At 67.1% G+C, this 14,200-nt stretch carries 15 protein-coding genes; 10 read left to right on the top strand and 5 right to left on the bottom strand.

What is annotated here, in order from left to right:
* Position 1 precedes the first annotated feature (1 nt).
* Positions 2-751: a FadR/GntR family transcriptional regulator gene (locus ACFRJ8_RS18185; RefSeq protein ID WP_377987608.1), complete on the bottom strand. Its 750-nt coding sequence runs from the start codon at positions 749-751 to the stop codon at positions 2-4.
* A gap of 139 nt (positions 752-890) precedes the next feature.
* On the opposite strand from ACFRJ8_RS18185, the gene ACFRJ8_RS18180 reads away from it, so the two are divergent.
* The 7 genes from ACFRJ8_RS18180 (at position 891) to manD (ending at position 8,397) form a co-directional block, all read left to right on the top strand.
* Positions 891-2,186, top strand: a complete 1,296-nt coding sequence (locus ACFRJ8_RS18180) for an ABC transporter substrate-binding protein (protein WP_377987607.1) — start codon at positions 891-893, stop codon at positions 2,184-2,186.
* 129 nt (positions 2,187-2,315) lie between these two features.
* Entirely contained in the window at positions 2,316-3,269 is a 954-nt protein-coding gene (locus ACFRJ8_RS18175; protein ID WP_377987605.1) for a carbohydrate ABC transporter permease, read from the top strand.
* Positions 3,266-4,159, top strand: a complete 894-nt coding sequence (locus tag ACFRJ8_RS18170; RefSeq protein WP_377987604.1) for a carbohydrate ABC transporter permease — start codon at positions 3,266-3,268, stop codon at positions 4,157-4,159. Before ACFRJ8_RS18175 ends, ACFRJ8_RS18170 begins: the two co-directional genes overlap by 4 nt.
* A gap of 7 nt (positions 4,160-4,166) precedes the next feature.
* Positions 4,167-5,315 carry a galactonate dehydratase gene (dgoD, locus tag ACFRJ8_RS18165; RefSeq protein WP_056430100.1) on the top strand — a complete coding sequence of 383 codons (1,149 nt, stop codon included), beginning with the start codon at positions 4,167-4,169 and terminating at the stop codon, positions 5,313-5,315.
* Positions 5,316-5,368: 53 nt separating this feature from the next.
* Complete coding sequence (locus tag ACFRJ8_RS18160; RefSeq protein ID WP_377987602.1) at positions 5,369-6,040, top strand: bifunctional 4-hydroxy-2-oxoglutarate aldolase/2-dehydro-3-deoxy-phosphogluconate aldolase; 672 nt, start codon at positions 5,369-5,371, stop codon at positions 6,038-6,040.
* Positions 6,040-7,062 (top strand): sugar kinase, encoded by a 1,023-nt coding sequence (locus ACFRJ8_RS18155; protein ID WP_377987601.1) that lies wholly within the window; start codon positions 6,040-6,042, stop codon positions 7,060-7,062. The genes ACFRJ8_RS18160 and ACFRJ8_RS18155 overlap by 1 nt, the downstream gene beginning before the upstream one ends.
* 105 nt (positions 7,063-7,167) lie before the next feature.
* Positions 7,168-8,397, top strand: a complete 1,230-nt coding sequence (gene manD / locus ACFRJ8_RS18150; RefSeq protein WP_377987599.1) for a D-mannonate dehydratase ManD — start codon at positions 7,168-7,170, stop codon at positions 8,395-8,397.
* Positions 8,398-8,559: 162 nt separating this feature from the next.
* On the opposite strand, the gene ACFRJ8_RS18145 is transcribed toward manD, so the two are convergent.
* From ACFRJ8_RS18145 to ACFRJ8_RS18135, 3 genes are all read right to left on the bottom strand, one after another.
* The gene (locus ACFRJ8_RS18145) at positions 8,560-8,769 is read right to left on the bottom strand and encodes a hypothetical protein (protein ID WP_377987597.1); all 210 of its coding nucleotides are present in this window, start codon (positions 8,767-8,769) and stop codon (positions 8,560-8,562) included.
* A gap of 172 nt (positions 8,770-8,941) precedes the next feature.
* On the bottom strand, positions 8,942-10,120 hold the full coding sequence (locus ACFRJ8_RS18140; RefSeq protein ID WP_377987595.1) for a cyclase family protein: 1,179 nt from the start codon (positions 10,118-10,120) through the stop codon (positions 8,942-8,944).
* Positions 10,117-11,754, bottom strand: a complete 1,638-nt coding sequence (locus ACFRJ8_RS18135) for a purine-cytosine permease family protein (protein ID WP_377987594.1) — start codon at positions 11,752-11,754, stop codon at positions 10,117-10,119. Before ACFRJ8_RS18135 ends, ACFRJ8_RS18140 begins: the two co-directional genes overlap by 4 nt.
* Positions 11,755-12,031: 277 nt before the next feature.
* Between ACFRJ8_RS18135 and ACFRJ8_RS18130 the strand changes: the two genes are divergently transcribed.
* Complete coding sequence (locus tag ACFRJ8_RS18130; RefSeq protein ID WP_377987592.1) at positions 12,032-12,814, top strand: phosphatase PAP2 family protein; 783 nt, start codon at positions 12,032-12,034, stop codon at positions 12,812-12,814.
* Between the two features lie 6 nt (positions 12,815-12,820).
* On the opposite strand, the gene ACFRJ8_RS18125 is transcribed toward ACFRJ8_RS18130, so the two are convergent.
* A complete protein-coding gene (locus tag ACFRJ8_RS18125) occupies positions 12,821-13,108 on the bottom strand; it encodes a MerR family transcriptional regulator (RefSeq protein WP_377987591.1) in 288 nt (95 codons plus the stop codon).
* A 135-nt stretch (positions 13,109-13,243) separates the two neighbouring features.
* Between ACFRJ8_RS18125 and ACFRJ8_RS18120 the strand changes: the two genes are divergently transcribed.
* Positions 13,244-13,672, top strand: coding sequence for an Hsp20/alpha crystallin family protein (locus ACFRJ8_RS18120; RefSeq protein WP_377987589.1), 429 nt, complete (start codon positions 13,244-13,246; stop codon positions 13,670-13,672).
* A 68-nt stretch (positions 13,673-13,740) separates the two neighbouring features.
* Positions 13,741-14,127, top strand: a complete 387-nt coding sequence (locus ACFRJ8_RS18115; RefSeq protein WP_377987588.1) for a J domain-containing protein — start codon at positions 13,741-13,743, stop codon at positions 14,125-14,127.
* The last annotated feature ends 73 nt before the right edge of the window (positions 14,128-14,200 follow it).

Raw genomic sequence — 14,200 nt, 5'->3', positions numbered from 1 at the left:
ACTAGGTCTCCGGGGAGGCGGGGGAGCCGGCGTGATAGCTGGACCAGATGTCGCCCATTTCCTCGGTGGACTGCTCCACGATCCTGCTCATGGCGGCGTGTGCGGCGTCCGCCTCGCCGCGCTGAATGGCACTGGCTACATCCACATGCAGCTGCAGGGCCTCATGGTGTGGCAGGTGCGGCATGAGGCCGTGCTCGGTGCGCCCCGTCAGCACCTCGGTGACCAGGTTGTGCAGCTGGGTGAACATGGCGTTGCCGGAGGCCCGCAACACCGCCGCGTGGAAGTCGATGTCGAGCCGGAGGAACTCGTCTTGGTCCCCGCGTTGGCCTGACGCCCACAGCCGTGCGGCCAGGGAGACGAGGTCGCTGCCGGCATCCCAGGACGCCCTCTCAGCTGCGAGGCGGGCAGCCTGCGGTTCGATTGCCCCGCGGAGCTCGTTCAGGGCCTGCAATTGCTCCAGCCGCTTTGAGGACGCAAGCCGCCAGCGGATCACTTGGGGGTCGTACGCGTTCCAAGATTCCTCCGGCTGCACCACCGTCCCCAGCCGCCGCCGCGACTCCAACATTCCCTTAGAGGACAGCACGCGGGTGGCTTCGCGCACCACGGAGCGGGAGACGTTGTGCCGGGCCTCAAGCTCGTCCAGGCGCAGGATCGAGTGTGGCGCCAGCGTCCCTTCGGCGATGGCCAGTCCGAGGTTCTGGACCAGCACGGAATGCAGGTCTGCCGGTGGCTCCGCCTTTGGAGTTTTCATAAATAAATCATACGGGTGGATGCAAGGGTCTTGTTTAAGTCTGCTTTATTTCTCTATGATCGCTTCCAGAGCAGATGTAAAGATGCATTTGCAGCCGGCTGGGCGTTCTCGCCAGCCCTGAAAACCAAAGGAAGTCGTAATGAAGCGACGTTCAATTGCGAAGTACGCTGCGGTCGCCGCGGTCCTGTCCCTGGGGCTGACCGCCTGCGGCGGCGCCAGCGGCAGCACGGATGCCAAGACCTCCGGCACGGTCCGGGTCACCCTGGCGAACCATGTCTGGACCGAAGGCATCAAGGCCGCCATTCCGGAATTCGAGAAGTCCAGCGGACTCAAGGTCGAACTGACCCAACTGGGCGAGGACCAGCTCTCGGACCAGTACAACGTCAAGCTCAACGCCGGCAGCGACGAGATCGACGTGATGATGTACCGCCCGCTCCAGGAAGGCAAGACGTTCGCGAAGAACGGCTACCTCGCGGACCTGACGTCCAAGGTCTCCTCGGACGCCACGTGGGACTGGAAGGACTACCAGGAGGGCCCCGTCAAGGCCACCACCGCTGACGGCAAGGTGGTCGGCGTCCCGATCATCACCGAGCGCGAAGTCCTCTACTACCGCAAAGACCTGCTGAAGGCCGCCGGCCTGGCGGTTCCCAAGACCATGGACGAGCTCGAGGCCGCGGCCAAGGCCATCAAGGCTTCCTCCCCGGACACGGCCGGCTTCGTGGCCCGCACCGGCAAGTCCGCCGCCGTCACCCAGTTCTCCAGCTTCCTGTACAGCTTCGGCGGCGACTTCACCGACGCCAGCGGCAAGTCCGCCGTCAACTCCGACGCCGCGAAGAAGGCCTACGCGTTCTACGGCGGCCTGATCAAGAACTACGGCCCCGCCAACGTCAGCACGGACATGAGCTGGCCCGAGGCGATGGCTATCTTCACGCAGGGCAAGGCCGCCTTCTACACCGAGGCCGATTCGCTCTACAAGAACGCCACCGATCCGGCCAAGTCCAAGGTCGCCGACACGGTCGGCTTCGCCGCACTGCCGGCCGGCCCCGCAGGTTCCAAGCCGTACAACATCCCGTCCTGGGGCCTCGCCATCAACCAGGCATCAAGCAACCAGGACAACGCCTGGAAGTTCATCCAGTGGGCCACCAGCAAGGAACGCACCCTCGAAGCACAGAAGGCCGGCGTCCCCGGACCGCGCGCCTCTGTCTGGGCTGACCCGGCCGGAACCTCCACCTACCCGAAGGACCTCGCCGAGGCCATCACCGCCAGCGCCAAGAACGGCGTCGGACACGACCGTCCCCAGGTCCTCACCGTAGGCAAGGCCCGCGAAATCGTGGGCGGCCCGATCGTCGCCACCATCACCGGCGCTGACGGTTCCGCCGCAGCCGACACGGCGCACGACGCCTTCCAGAAGTTCCTGGACACCGAAAAGAAGTAGCACGGCCGGCGCGCTACGCGCCTGCCGCACTACCCGCGTCACGCACCATCCAGCCCCGGCGGGACGGCAGTCCGCTGCCGTCCCGCCGCGGCCAGCTCTTCACTTCACCCCCAACTCCTTAGGTGAGCCATGTCTGTACTGACCCCTCCCCGCAGCGCGCCATCCCGGAAGGCCGCCCGCACCCCTAGCGCACGCGAGAACTTCTCGGGCTGGGCCAACCGGCACCGCAAGTGGCTCTTCGCCGCCCCCGCCATGATCTTCGTCGGCGTCCTGATCGTCTTCCCGCTGGCCTGGACCCTGTACCTGAGCCTGACAGATTCGCAGGGCTCGGTTAGGGCTGCCTCCGAGTTCGTCGGCCTGCAGAACTACCTCACGGTCCTGTCCGACGTCGAACGCTTCTGGCCCGCCGTCGGCCGCACGCTCAGCTTCACCGGCGTTGCCCTCGTCTGCGAGGTGGTGCTCGGCATGTGCATCGCGCTGCTGCTGTGGCGCCCGTTCCGCGGCGAAAAGTGGGTCCGCGTGGCCATCCTGCTTCCGCTCGTCGCCACCCCCGTGGCGGTCGGCATGATGTGGCGGCTGATCTTCGACCCCAACATCGGCTTCGTCAACCAGCTGCTCGGTATGGTCGGCATTCCCGCCCAGCCCTGGCTCTCCGGCCAGGACACGGCGCTCGGCACCACCATTTTCATGGACGTGTGGCAGTGGACCCCCATGGTGGTCCTGATCCTGCTGGCCGGGCTGACCTCCCTCTCCGAGGAGCCCGACGAGGCGGCCCGGATGGACGGCGCCAACGCCTTCCAGCGCTTCTTCTTCATCACGCTGCCCCTCATGATGCCGACCGTGATCGTCGCCGTCCTGCTCCGGGGCATCGACGCCCTGAAGACCTTCGACATCCTCTACGCCACCAAGGGCAAAGGCGGCGGGTCCTTCCACGAAGTGGAGACGCTGAACGTCTACGCCTACGGGCTGAGCTTCGACTACAACCAGTACGGGCTGTCCTCCGCGGTGCTGATCCTGTTCTTCATGATCATCATCGGCTCCATGTGGCTGCTGACCATGCGCAAGAAAGCGGTAAGCAAATGACCGTATTGTCCGAAAACACCGAACCCCAAACCGTCCCCACCGCGTCGCCCAACCCGGCGCCGCGCCCCCGGAAGCCGCTGGGCACCCGCGCGTACAAGGTGTTCCGCGTCGCCGCACTGGTGGCTGTGGTGCTGTTCCTGATCGCCCCGCTGTTCTGGATGCTCCTGGCCTCCCTCAAGACCAACGTGGACATCTACGACACCGGCAAGTCGTTCTTCTTCACCCCCACGTTCGAGAACTACGCCAATGTGCTGCAGCGGAACAACTACCTCGTCTTCATCTTCAACAGCTTCTGGGTGGCCTTCGTCTCCACGGCCCTGTCGCTGGTCCTGGGCGTGCCCGCCGCCTACGCCATGAGCCGGTTCACGATGCACCGCTCGGCCCTCGTAGTCCTGATGGCCCGCGTCATCCCCGGCGTCTCCCTGCTGGTGCCCTGGTACTACGTCTTCTCCAACCTGAAGATGGTGGGCGGCTTCGAGGTCCTGATCCTGAGCCACATGTTCGTCGCGCTGCCGCTGATCGTGTACATCATGATGAGCTACTTCGATTCCCTGCCGCTGGAGCTGGAGGAATCGGCCCAGGTGGACGGCCTCACCCCGATCGGCGCCTTCCGCCGCATCACCCTGCCGCTGTCCGTCGCCGGCATGGCCACCGCCGGCATCCTGTCCTTCATCTTCTCGTGGAACAACTTCATGTTCGCCCTGGTGCTCTCCGGCTCCAAGACCAAGACCCTGCCGGTCGCGATCTTCGACTTCGTCTCCTACGCCAGCATCGATTGGGGCGGACTCATGGCGGCCGCCACCGTGGTCACCATCCCGATCATGATCATTGCGCTCTTCACGCAGAAGTACATCGTCTCCGGCATGACCGCCGGCGCGACCAAGGGCTAGGCAACAGATGACACTCATCAGCAGGATTGAAACGTTCCTCGTCGCGCCGCGCTGGCTCTTCGTCCGGATCGAGACGGACAGCGGGATCGTCGGCTGGGGCGAGGCGAGCTGTGAAGGCCGCAGCGAAACCGTGCGCACCGCCGTCGACCAGCTCTCCGAGCTGCTCATCGGCAACGATGCACTCCGGATCGAGGACCACTGGCAGGTCATGACCAAGGGGTCCTTTTACCGTGGCGGGCCCATCCTGGCCAGCGCCGTGTCCGGTTTGGACCAGGCCCTCTGGGACATCGCCGGCAAGCACTTCAACACCCCCGTGCACCAGCTGCTCGGCGGCCACGTCCGGGACCGGATCCGGATGTACGGCTGGGTGGGCGGGGATGAGCCCAACGAGGTGGCCGACCAGATCAGCGCGCAGCTGGAGGTCGGGCTCACGGCTGTCAAGATGAACGCCAGCGGCCGGATGAGCCCCATCGCCTCCGTGGCCGAGCTCGACGGCGTCGTCCGCCGGGTGGCAGCGGCCCGTGAGGTCCTCGGCGACCACCGTGACGTGGCCGTGGACTTCCACGGCCGCTTCAGCCTCGCCAATGCCCGCCGGGTGGCGCCGCTGCTGGAGCCGTACCGGCCCTTCTTCCTCGAAGAACCGGTGGTCCCGGAAAACACCCACCTGCTGCGCGAGTTCACCTCCTCCACCACGACGCCGGTCTCCACCGGCGAGCGGCTGTACAGCCGGCAGGAATTCCTGCCCGCGCTGCAGGCCGGCATCGCCGTGGCCCAGCCGGACCTCTCCCACGCTGGCGGCATCACCGAGGTCCGCAAGATCGCCTCGCTCGCCGAAATCTACGAGGTCCAGCTCGCCCCGCACTGCCCGCTGGGCCCGCTGGCGCTGGCCGCCTGCCTGCAGGTGGGCTTCGCGACACCCAACTTCCTGATCCAGGAACAAAGCATCGGCATCCACTACAACCAGGGCGCCGAAGTGCTGGACTACGTGGTGGACAAGTCCCCGCTGAAGTTCGTGGACGGGCACATCGAACGGCTCACGGGCCCGGGCCTGGGCATCGAGATCGATGAGGCCGTGGTCCGTGCCGCGGACAAGCGCGGGCACGCCTGGCGCGGTCCCGTCTGGCGGCATCCCGACGGCGCGTTCGCCGAGTGGTGAGCGCCCCCGTGCCGAGCCCGGATCTGAATGCCCCGACGAAAGAGAAGCCTGACATGGAGAACACCCTGACGCCCGAATCACTGCTGGCCGGCATCCGGGCGACCCGGCTGGTGGCAATTGTGCGCGGCACGGACGGGGCAGCCGCCGCGAAGGCAGCCCTCGCGGCGATGGAGGAGGGCTTTCGGTACGTCGAGATTGCGCTCACTACACCGGGGGCCCTGGAAGCGATCCGTGAGGTCCGCGCGGCCGCCCCTGCGGGCTGCTTCGTCGGGGCCGGAACCGTGCTGACGGCCCAGGACGTTCACCGGGTTGCCGAGGCGGGCGGCCAGTTCATGGTGACGCCGTCGCTGGCAGAGTCGATCGCCGAATCGGCCCGGCTCGAATTGCCCGTGCTGGCAGGTGCACTGACTCCCAGCGAGGCCTATGAAGCCATGAACCGGGGCGCCACCGCGGTGAAGCTCTTCCCCGCGTCGATCGGCGGACCGGGGTACCTCAAGGCGCTCCGCGATCCCTTCCCAACGATCCCGTTCATCGCCGTCGGCGGCGTCGGGCTGGATGAGGCAGCGGGCTACTGGGAAGCCGGCGCCATCGCCGTCGGGCTCGGCGGACCGCTGTTCGGCGACGCCGGCTCCGGTGGAGACCTCGCACCAATGCGGGAACGGGCCCGCGGATTCGTGGCCCTGGCCACCGAATTCAGCCGTCCGCGCGCGGAGAGCCTGCGGTGATGGCCGCTGTGGCCAGCGCCTCCGCACCGCAGGCCGTTGACCTGCTCACCTTTGGCGAGTCCATGGTCTCGCTGCGGTCCACCGGGCCGCTGTCCGCCGGCGGCACCCTGGGCATGCACGTGGCCGGGGCGGAATCGAACGTGGCCGTCGGGGTTGCCCGGCTCGGGCACAGGGTCACCTGGGCCGGGGTGGTCGGCGCCGACCCGCATGGCGAGTACATCCTGCGGCAGCTGCGCGCCGAGGGGATCGGGCTGCTGCACCGGATTGATGCCGCACGGAACACCGGGGTGATGTTCCTCGAACAACGCACGGCGGATGTCACCCGGGCTTTCTACTACCGCGCCGGTTCCGCCGGGTCCACCCTCGGCCGGGAGGACCTGGACCATGCCTTGAGCGCCGGTGCCCGGATCCTGCATCTGACCGGCATCACCGCGGCCCTCAGCCCCGACGCCAGGAAGGCCGTGGAGTACGCGGCCGAGCGCGCCGCCGCCGACGGCATGGAAGTCTCCCTTGACGTCAATTACCGCAGCAAGCTCTGGTCCCGGGAGGAGGCCCGCGCTGTGCTCACTCCGCTCACCCGGCACGCCAGCATCGTGATCGCCTCCGACGACGAACTCGGGCTGGTCGCGGCTGCTCCCGGGGCCGGGCCGGCCAGAACTTGCGACGCCGACGCCGGTGCGGACGCCGCCGAAACGGCCATGGCAACCGAACTGCTGGACCGCGGGGTCCGTGAGGTCGTGGTCAAACGCGGGGCTGCCGGCGCCGGCGTCCACACCGCCGACGGGCGCTGGGAGGCTCCCGCCGTCCCCGTGACCAGCATCGATACCGTGGGGGCCGGGGACGCCTTCACCGCTGGCTACCTTTCGGCCCTGCTCGACGGCGCCGACGTGGCCGGCCGCCTGCAGCGCGGCGCCCTGGCCGGAGCCTTTGCCGTCAGCACCGCGGGCGACTGGGAAGGCCTGCCGGGCCGCGCTGAGCTGGCACTGCTCGGGAGCACCCCGGGCGGAACGACGCAGCGCTGACCCCGGCCCGGGCGGCTGACCCGGGCCGCCGCCGAGGCCGCGTCGCTGGCGCCGCTGGCGCCCCGCAGCTAAGACACTCCCTGAAAGACCAGAAAAGGACCTGTTGTGAAAATCATTGCTGCTGAAGTCTTTGTGACCAGCCCCTCCCGGAATTTCGTGACGCTGCGGATCACCACCGAGGACGGGGTGACCGGGATCGGGGACGCGACGCTGAACGGGCGTGAGCTCGCGGTGGCCGCGTATTTGAAGGAGCACGTCGCGCAGCTGCTGATCGGCAAGGATCCGCACCGGATCGAGGACACCTGGCAGTTCCTGTACCGGTCCTCGTACTGGCGCCGGGGCCCGGTGACGATGGCCGCGATCGCCGCGGTGGACATGGCGCTGTGGGACATCAAGGGCAAGCTTGCCGGGATGCCGGTCTACCAGCTGCTGGGCGGGGCGTCCCGGAACGGGCTGCGCGCCTACGGGCACGCCTCCGGCGCGGACCTGCCCTCGCTGTTCGATTCGGTCCGGGAGCACCTGGAGCTGGGCTACAAGTCGATCCGGATCCAGACCGCGGTCCCGGGGATCAAGGCCGTGTACGGGGTCGCGGCGCAGGCCCAGGCCTCCGGGGAGCGGTATGACTATGAACCGGCCGGGCGCGGCGCGTTCCCGCAGGAGGAGGACTGGGACACCCGGGCCTACCTGCGGCACCTGCCGACGGTGTTCGAGGCGGTGCGGAACGAGTTCGGCCCGGAGATCCCGTTGCTGCATGACGGGCACCACCGGATGACCCCGATCCAGGCCGCGAAGTTGGGCAAGGCGCTGGAGCCGTACGACCTGTTCTGGCTCGAGGACTGCACCCCGGCCGAGAACCAGGAGGCGCTGCGCCTGGTCCGGGCGCACACCACCACCCCGCTGGCGATCGGGGAGATCTTCAACACCGTCTACGATTACCAGACCCTGATCAAGGAACAGCTGATCGACTACGTCCGGGCCGCGTCCACGCACTTCGGCGGGATCAGCCCGTTGAAGAAGGTGATGGACTTCGCCGCGCAGTACCAGATCAAGTCCGGCTTCCACGGCCCCACCGACATCTCCCCGGTCGGGTTCGCCGCGCAGCTGCACGTGGGCCTGGCGATCCACAACTACGGGATCCAGGAATACATGCAGCACTCGGATGCGACGAACGAGGTCTTCGAGCAGTCCATGACGTTCGTGGACGGCTACCTGCACCCGGGCGAGGCGCCGGGCATCGGCGTCGAATTCAACGAGGAAGCCGCCGCCGCGTTCCCCTACCAGCAGGCCTACCTGCCCTACAACCGCCTCGTGGACGGCACCGTTCATGACTGGTGACCAGACCCTCACCGGTGACCAGACCCTGGCCGGTGACCAGGCCATGCCCGGTCACTGTCCCTGAAACGCCAAAAAGGTCCCGGGCGGCGAGTCGATGCTCTGCCGCCCGGGACCTGGCTTTTTAAGTCCGGCTCTCAGCGTCCGGTTTGCCGATGGCTCAGCTCAGTGAACGAGCTCGCGGGTCATGCCGAAGGGGACCTGGTCGGAGAGGGCCGCGGTGTAGTGGCCGGGCTTGTGCCGCGTGAGCAAAATGCCGTGCGTCCCCGTGGTCATGGCGAGCTGCTGCAGCCCGCGGACGGCGTCGTTGAGTCGTTCGTCGAGGACGCGCCGGCTATCGACTTGGATCTCAATGGACTGGGTGGTGGTGGTCATAGCTCTGTCTTTCTTGGAGTACTTCTAGTCGGCCCCAATGGATTCAGGAACAGTAACGTCATATTTATTGACACGTCAAATCCCTTCAGGGGCAACTTTCGGTCCGGAAATACGGGTCCGGCGGGCCGGGTGCCGTTGACCTGCGGTTCCTTTCGTTCCGGGACCTTTGGCCCTAGCCATCTGCGGGGCACGCCGAGAGATGCTCATGGACGCAGACGACGCTGCCGTCCAGGGCCCGGGAAAAGATGATGGTCTCGCGCTCATCGCTTGTATCGCGGCCACCGTCCCGGTCAATCTGGACTGTCGTGGCCACCCGGTGCGAAAACACCGCAGTAGCCCCCAGGAGCTGGATATCCTGCTCGCTGCTCCGGCAGTCCAGCACCCGCCAGCCGCCGGCGAGCCAGCTGTCCCAGAGAGCCCGGTAGGCGGACCGCGAACCAAGGCTCTGGGCTTCCGGATGGAAGATGAATGTCGCCTGGGGGCTGAAGGCTGCAAAGTAGGCCTCGGTGTCCGTGGCCGCGAAGGCGGCGACCAGTCGGTCCGCTGCCTCCTGCACCTCTTCCCGGCTGAGCGCGCCGGGCACTGTCGGCTGCAGCACCGTCGGCTTCAGTACTGTCGGCTCCAGCGCCGGAACGGGCAGCGGCCGGGCCACGGCCCGGAGAGGGGCGCCGTCGGCCCCGGGGATATTGAGCGGAAAGAGGAAGACCTCGACGTCGGATCCTGCGTCCCTGGCCCTCTGGACCTGCTCCAGCCCGGTGAGGTTTTCCACGATGATGCAGCCGTTTCCGGCCAGGATGGCGTGGGCGGGGAAGCCGCCCTCCGCCGGGTTCCCGTCCCAGGTACTGGGGGAGCTGGGGTCCACGCTGAGGGCATCCAGGCCAACGGCGCGGTAGCCGCGGTCCACGATCAGTTGCGCCGCAGCAGCCTCGAGCCACGGGTGCTTGAGGTACTCGTCGGTTCCCCAGGCCGCGGCGCAGCCGGTGTGCAGGAGCAGGATTTTCGCTGGATTCCCAGGGCCCGCAGGATTCCCGGGATCCACAGGCGAGCCCGCCGGGGCGATCCCTGCCAACTGCGCGGCGGTAATGGCGCCGCCGCCGGCCACACCCCGGACGTCCACAATTTCGGCGATCCCCCCGAAGTGGGACAGCGGCAGTTCGTCCAGGGCCGCCCAGCCGTCGCCCACATGCAGGGGTGCGTCGGCGTGGGTGCCCGAATGGGAGCCCAGCGCGAGGGAGAGCACATTGGCGCCGTCGGCCTCCACGGTCAGCGCCGATGCGATCCTGACCTCCGGATCTCCTGGGTAGACAGGCATTCCGGTGCGGAGCGGAACGCTGAGATCGAACCACGTCACGGCTGGCCCACCAGCTCCGGGTCCCGGTCGCCGGGCAAGCCCGGCGCAGCAGCCTCGGGGGCTACGGCCGGCACGGTATTGCCGGCTGCATCCCTCACCGGCGGCACCGCGGTGTCCTTCGAGGGGATCCAGCGCGGCCCGGCGGCGGGGAACACCCCGCGCGGCTCCGGGAAGATCCACAGCAGCCCGAGGTAGAGGACAGCAGCAAGGGCCAGCGATGCCGGCAGGCTGATGTCCACGCCGCCTGCCAGGTTGCCCAGGGGGCCCTGGAACTGGCCGGGCATGTTCACCAAACTCAGCCCGGCTGCGGCGCTGACCAGCCACGCGGTCATGCCGCGCAGGTTCCAGCCGTGGTTGAACCAGTACCGTCCGCCACTCTGGCGCCGGTTGAACACCTGGAGGGCATCGGCGTCGTACCAGCCGCGGCGGGTGATGAAGCCGATGATCATGACCACCATCCACGGTGCGGTGCAGGTCACGATCAGGGTGGCGAACGTGGAAATGCTCTGGACGAGGTTGAAGGCGAAACGGCCGGCGAAGATGAATGCGATCGCCAGGATCCCGATGAAGAGGGTGGCCTGGACCCGGTTGAACCTCGGGAAGACGCTGCTGAAGTCAAGGCCGGTGCCGTACAGGGAGGACGCCCCGGTGGACATGCCGCCGATCAGGGCTATGGCGCACAGCGGCACGAAATACCAGGCCGGGGAAACCGCCAGCAGGCCGCCGACGTAGTTCGGCGCCGCCGGGTCCATGAATTCCGGCGCCTTGGTGGCGATGATGGACGCCGTGGCCAGGCCAAAGACGAACGGAATAAGAGTTGCCAGCTGGGCCAGCAGCGCCGCACCCATGACCCGGCGCTTCGGTGTGGTGGTGGGGATGTATCGCGCCCAGTCGCCCAGGAAAGCGCCGAAGGAGATGGGGTTGGACATGACGATCAGCGCTGCGCCGATGAACGCCGGAATGAATCCTGCCATGCCGACGCCGTCGAATCCGGTCCCGAAGGTGCCCTCAAAGTTCAGGTTGAAGTCGCCCGCGAAGGCGATAAAGCCTACAACGAACAGCAGGGTGGCCGCCGTGACGGCAATCTTGTTCACCAGCAGCATGAACTTGAACCCGTACACACAGACAACCAGGACGAGTCCACCAAAGAGGCCGTAGGCGACGGCGAACGAGCCCATGTCCTGCGGCAGGCCAACCAGCCGGTTCAGGCCACCCACGAGGGCATCGCCGGAACTCCAGACCGAGATGGAGAAAAACGCCAAGGCAGTCAGCAAGGACAGGAATGATCCAACCACCCGGCCGTGCACGCCCAGGTGGGCGGAGGAGGACACCGCGTTGTTGGTCCCGTTCGTGGGACCGAAGACGGCCATGGGTGCCAGCAGGAGAGCGCCGACCACCAGGCCTGTCACCGTCGCGGCAAGCCCCTGCCAGAATGACAGGCCGAACAGGATTGGAAATGCGCCCAGGAAGGCTGTGGCAAAGGTGTTGGCCCCGCCGAACGAAACCCTGAACAGGTCAAAGGCGCTCGCATTGCGGTCCTTCTCCGGTATCCGTTCGATGCCGTAGGTCTCCACATCGGTGACCTTTCCGCGGCTCCGCCCCGCGCGGGCACCGGCAGGCTGTTCCTCGACCATTGTTGTTCTCCATCCAGCTCGTCGTTGATTCTGCAAGAGTTGCTTAGTAAGCATCACAAGTTGCCTTGGGGGCTACATTGTCTGCTTGGGAGGCTACACTGTGAAGCGGCTCACAGCAACGTCCTGCCGCCGTCCGGGCGCAAGGTTACGCTCGCGGACGGTCGCCACGCCCGCCGTGCAGGAGGTCCCGGCTGGCCATTTGCCTACCGCTGCGCCCATAAGAGGGGATAATCGTCAGCGGGACTATCCACAACACGCGCAAAGGCGGCACGGCGACATGGCAAAGGCTCAGACAGGCAAACCGCAGGGCCGGTGGCGGATGTTCCACGATAAGTTCGTCGTGGAGGAGCGGTTCATGAGCGCGCAGGGGCGGCGGAACCTCTACCGCATCGCGGGCGGCCTCATGATCGCGGGCGTCGTGCTCTTCGTGATGCTGCTGGTCGCCGTCATCCAGAAGGACGGCATCTCGGCAGTGGACGAGCCCGTGCGGTTGTGGCTCCTGACCCTGCGGGGCGATCCGACCACCCTGATCATGATCATCCTCGCGATCGTCTTCGGTCCCATCGGCCTGCCGATCATCGTCCTTATCGTGACGGTGGCCTGGGGCTTGCTTGCCAAGCACGCCTGGCGGCCGATGCTCCTCGCCGGCGCCATGCTGACCGGCGTGATCCTGGCGCAGGTCATCGGCCGGACTGTGGAACGCCACCGGCCTCCGCTGGATCTCATGCTCTTCGGCGCCGACTCCACCTTCTCCTTTCCTTCCGGCCACGTCCTTGGCGCATGCGATTTTCTGCTGGTCACCACTTATCTGGTCTTTTCGCGCCGGAAGAATCCCCGGACCGCCGTCATTGCCTTCATCGTGGCGGGGATCGGCATTTTCTTCGCCGCCATCAGCCGCCTTTACCTCGGCTACCACTGGCTGACCGATGCCCTGGCCGCCTTTTCGATCTCGCTCGTTGTACTGGGCGGCGTCATCGCCGTGGACACGTGGCGGACGGCCCGGATTCCGGGCGAACAGATCACCGGAACGCTCTCCGCGGCGGACGCCAGCCAGGACTGAGCGCCGTCAGCGGGCGCGCGCCCGCTTGAGCTCGGCCCGCAGCCGGGCGTTGGCTGCCTCCAGTTCCATCACCTTGGCCACGCCGGCCAGGTTAAGGCCCTCGGCCAGCAGTTCGCCGATCCGCCGGAGCGCCGCGAGGTCGGAGTCGCTGTACTGCCGGGTGCCACCGGCAGTGCGGTCTGGCGCGAGGAGTCCCCGGCGCTCGTAGAGCCGGATATTCTGCTGTCCCGTGCCCACCAGCTCTGCCACTACGGAGATGGCGTACAGGCCTGTACCCGCGCCGCGGTCCGCCATGGTCTTCCTCCCGTTCCCGTACTTCCCTCTTGCAGCAGTGTGCCACCGGTGCTATAAAAAATCTATACCCACCACTACAGAAAAACGGCGGTGGGTTGTGAAGATGAAGACCAACTCGCGCTAAAGGAGTGGGAAATGATGTTAATTCGGACAGACCCGTTCCGTGACTTTGACCGGCTCGCCCAGCAGGTCTTCGGGACGGCGGCGCGCCCAGCGGCCATGCCCATGGACGCGTGGCAGGAGGACGGCGTTTTCGTCGTCGCGTTCGACCTTCCGGGGGTCAATGTCGACTCGATCGGGCTCGACATTGAGCGTAATGTCCTGACGGTCCGGGCGGAACGGCGGGACCCGGTCCAGCCCAACGTGGAACTGACGGTCTCGGAACGCCCCCGCGGCGTCTTCAGCCGCCAGCTGATCCTCGGCGACACCCTGGACACGGAACACGTTAAGGCGCACTACGCCGACGGCGTCCTGACCCTCCGGATCCCGGTGTCAGAGGCAGCCAAGCCACGGAAGATTGAGATCACCCGTTCGCAGGACAAAATGCAGGAGATCGGTAAGTAAGTCCCCGGAGCCGGCGCGGCGCTTGAAAGCACCGCGCCGGCTCCGGCCCTATGCAGCGGAGGCCGACCATGCCCGGCAGGAACCCTGATCCCCGCGGCTACTATGCGTTGTTGCACGTCTCGCCGGAGGCGAGCCGGCAGGAAATTGGCCGCGCCTTCCGGGCGCTGATGCGCCGGCACCATCCCGACAGGCACCATGCGGACATGCGCCAGTTGGAGACCGCCCTTCCCGACGGCGGCGACGCCAGCGCGATTCTGCGCGCTTTCGCCGTGCTGCGGGACGCCAGGACCCGGGCGGAGTACGACGCCGGCAGCTGGCGGGCCGACGTCCAGAGCGGCCAGAACCTCCAGGACGGCGTGAACGGCTCCGGCGGCCGCGACATCCCGGTGTGCATCATCCGACGTCGGGATCCCCTTGTGCGCGTGCTGCCCGTGCGCTGGGAATCCGGGCCGTGACGGGGAACCCCTGGGTGGGCGAGGCGGAGCAGCGCACGTCAAACGGTGCATGTCGTGGCGCCCGCCCCCGGGG

It is taken from the genome of Arthrobacter sp. NPDC056886 (assembly GCF_042788715.1).
Taxonomy (GTDB): Bacteria; Actinomycetota; Actinomycetes; order Actinomycetales; family Micrococcaceae; genus Arthrobacter.
Note: the sequence above shows the minus strand (reverse complement) of the source record. Positions and strands in the feature narration are given on the sequence as shown.

Excerpts from the sequence above, each read along its gene's own strand:
- ACFRJ8_RS18115 (WP_377987588.1), top strand. The coding sequence starts at position 13,741 with ATGCCCGGCAGGAACCCTGATCCCCGCGGCTACTATGCGTTGTTGCAC.
- ACFRJ8_RS18180 (WP_377987607.1), top strand. The coding sequence starts at position 891 with ATGAAGCGACGTTCAATTGCGAAGTACGCTGCGGTCGCCGCGGTCCTG.
- ACFRJ8_RS18175 (WP_377987605.1), top strand. The coding sequence starts at position 2,316 with ATGTCTGTACTGACCCCTCCCCGCAGCGCGCCATCCCGGAAGGCCGCC.
- ACFRJ8_RS18155 (WP_377987601.1), top strand. The coding sequence starts at position 6,040 with ATGGCCGCTGTGGCCAGCGCCTCCGCACCGCAGGCCGTTGACCTGCTC.
- ACFRJ8_RS18130 (WP_377987592.1), top strand. The coding sequence starts at position 12,032 with ATGGCAAAGGCTCAGACAGGCAAACCGCAGGGCCGGTGGCGGATGTTC.
- dgoD (WP_056430100.1), top strand. The coding sequence starts at position 4,167 with ATGACACTCATCAGCAGGATTGAAACGTTCCTCGTCGCGCCGCGCTGG.
- ACFRJ8_RS18185 (WP_377987608.1), bottom strand. The coding sequence starts at position 751 with ATGAAAACTCCAAAGGCGGAGCCACCGGCAGACCTGCATTCCGTGCTG.
- ACFRJ8_RS18125 (WP_377987591.1), bottom strand. The coding sequence starts at position 13,108 with ATGGCGGACCGCGGCGCGGGTACAGGCCTGTACGCCATCTCCGTAGTG.
- ACFRJ8_RS18135 (WP_377987594.1), bottom strand. The coding sequence starts at position 11,754 with ATGGTCGAGGAACAGCCTGCCGGTGCCCGCGCGGGGCGGAGCCGCGGA.
- ACFRJ8_RS18170 (WP_377987604.1), top strand. The coding sequence starts at position 3,266 with ATGACCGTATTGTCCGAAAACACCGAACCCCAAACCGTCCCCACCGCG.
- ACFRJ8_RS18160 (WP_377987602.1), top strand. The coding sequence starts at position 5,369 with ATGGAGAACACCCTGACGCCCGAATCACTGCTGGCCGGCATCCGGGCG.
- ACFRJ8_RS18145 (WP_377987597.1), bottom strand. The coding sequence starts at position 8,769 with ATGACCACCACCACCCAGTCCATTGAGATCCAAGTCGATAGCCGGCGC.
- ACFRJ8_RS18120 (WP_377987589.1), top strand. The coding sequence starts at position 13,244 with ATGATGTTAATTCGGACAGACCCGTTCCGTGACTTTGACCGGCTCGCC.